Annotated in this window: 2 protein-coding genes; both read left to right on the top strand. The window is 71.0% G+C overall.

What is annotated here, in order from left to right:
• The first annotated feature begins 585 nt into the window (after positions 1-585).
• Positions 586-1,791, top strand: a complete 1,206-nt coding sequence (locus ABZ809_RS34445) for a low temperature requirement protein A (RefSeq protein WP_357566844.1) — start codon at positions 586-588, stop codon at positions 1,789-1,791.
• A gap of 99 nt (positions 1,792-1,890) precedes the next feature.
• A complete protein-coding gene (locus tag ABZ809_RS34440) occupies positions 1,891-2,097 on the top strand; it encodes a hypothetical protein (protein WP_091630565.1) in 207 nt (68 codons plus the stop codon).
• Positions 2,098-2,332 lie beyond the last annotated feature (235 nt).

The raw sequence follows: 2,332 nt of genomic DNA, 5'->3' as shown, positions 1-2,332 counted from the left end.
CGGCCGCCCCGCCTCCCCCCGGGCGGGCGGGCCTGCTCCGTGCGCCCGCGGGGGCCCCCGCGGGCGGCGGGGCCCCCCCGGTGCCGGGGCCGTTCGGGGGCCCCCCCCCCCCCACGGAACCGAACGGCTGTCGCCGCCCCCACGCCTCGCCTCCCACACACACCACCCGATCCAAGATCGTGCTCGATCCTGGATCGGGTGGCCATTCTGGCGACTGGATGCCACTCGATCCCGGATCGAGCACAATCTTGCGCTCCGAGTGCGCGTTCGGCGGCGGGAGAGTGACCTGCGGGTCCACCCACAGCCGCCACCGTGGTGGATTCTGTCACGGAGCGTTGCCGGGGCCACCGTGGCAGAGCTTTCGAGCGGTACGGGAGCTGCCGAACTGCTGTCGACGTTACCGCCCCGGCGTCTACCAGATCTGGCGCTGCGTGCCTGGGCGCGTCCACTGGTGAGATGTCGGCGCGCCGACCGGCGGACGGACGGAAAGCGGCGTATTGCTCCTCGGCCGGCCCTCGGGTCGCTACGGTCGGTGCAGGGGCCGGGTGGCCGGCCGAGCCGAATCCGGTACCGCAGGAGCAGCCCGTGCCGTTCGTCACGCCGGAACCTGCACCGCGCCGGGCCCGCCCGCCCGTCCGTGACCCGGAGGCGCCCAGGCGGGTGACCCTGCTGGAGCTCTTCTTCGACCTGGTCTTCGTCGTCGCGCTCGCCCTGATCTCCCGGAACCTGGTCCACGGGCTGGACTGGACCCGCGCCGCCCAGTCGCTGATCCTGCTGGCGGCGCTCTGGTGGACCTGGGCCATCACCACCCTGATCACCGACATGTACGACGCCGAGCGCACCGAGATCAAGCTGCTGATCACGGCGGTGATGTTCGGGACGCTGCTGATGACCACCGCCATCCCGGAGGCGTTCGAGGCGCGGGGGATCGTCTTCGCCGCCACGTACGTGGCGATCCACCTCGGCCGTGGCCTGTTCCTCATGCCGACGGTACGGCGGCACCAGGAGAGCCAGCGCCGCGCGGCGCGCGTCTTCAGCTGGTTCGCGGTCTCGGCGGTGCCCTGGATGGTCGGCGCGTACGTCTCCGGAAACGCCCGGCTGGTGCTGTGGGCCCTCGCCCTCGCCATCGACTACGTCGGCTTCCGGCTCGCCTACCCCGTGCCCGGCCTCGGCGTGGTGCCCGAGAAACAGCGCACCGTCACCGCCGAGCACCTCTCCGAGCGCTACCAGCAGTTCTTCATCATCGCCCTCGGTGACGCCATCCTGACCATCGGCACGCTGTTCAGCCTCGAACACTCCGAGGCCGAGAACATCGCCGCGTTCGCCATCGCCTTCTTCACCACCCTGCTGCTGTGGCGGATCTACGTGCACAAGTCCGGTGAGCTGCTGCCGTTGGCCATCGCCACCTCCAGGGCGCCGAACAAGTTCCTCGAAACCGCCCCCTACACCCACCTGTTGATGGTGGCCGGAGTGGTCACCACCGCCGCCGGTTTCGAACTGGTCCTGAAGCATCCCCTCGGGCACACCCCGCCGGCCTGGGTGGCGGTCATCCTCGGCGGCCCGGCGTTGTTCCTCCTCGGCCGCTCCGCCTTCGAGTACGAGGTGTTCAGCCGGGTCTCGCTGTCGCGCCCCGGCGGCCTGCTGGCCCTGCTCAGCCTCGCGCCGGCGGTGCTCTTCCTGCCGCCCCTGTACACCTCGCTCGCGGCCATGCTGGTCCTGGCCGGGGTGGCCGTGGCCGACACGCGCCGCAGCAGGGGCCGCCCGCCCGAGGCGCCCGCCCCGCCGCACTGACCGGCCGTCGGCTGGTCGATCGGCGACTCCGTTAGCGGTTCATCGCGATTGGGTACAACGCCCAGCACCTCGATACACCACACCCTTGCGGAGGCAGCGATGCGCGGCACGTCGATATTCGGAGTCCTGGTCGTCATCTGGCTGATCATCGGCGCGGTCGCCGCCGGGCAGCGCGGCTACTACAGCGGCGACGACACGAACTGCGCCGAGGCCGGCACCATCCTGGTGACCATCGTGGCCGGCCCGCTGAACTACATCGGAGCCAACCCCAAGGTCGACTGCGAACTCCCCCAGCCCTCGAAGTAACCCCCCACCCCCGTCCCCACCCCTTCCCCGCGCCGCGATCTTGCAGTTTCGGCCCCGCATCTGTCCCCTATGGAGCTTGTGCCCGGGCAGAAACTGCAAGATCGCGGCGCGCTGGGGTGAGCGGGGACGGGGGCGGGTGTGTGGAGAGGGAGTGTGCGGGGGTGCACGTCGGCTAGGGCATCCTAGGGGGCTGGGTTGTTTGCTTGGGTGGGGTGGGGGTGGGGGGGGTGGGGTG

Source organism: Micromonospora sp. NPDC047074 (assembly GCF_040643815.1).
Taxonomy (GTDB): domain Bacteria; phylum Actinomycetota; class Actinomycetes; order Mycobacteriales; family Micromonosporaceae; genus Micromonospora.
The sequence above is the reverse complement of the archived record's forward strand: the minus strand, read 5'-3'. Positions and strand labels throughout refer to the sequence as shown.

Coding starts and splice junctions, on each gene's coding strand:
- ABZ809_RS34440 (WP_091630565.1), top strand. CDS start 1,891: ATGCGCGGCACGTCGATATTCGGAGTCCTGGTCGTCATCTGGCTGATC.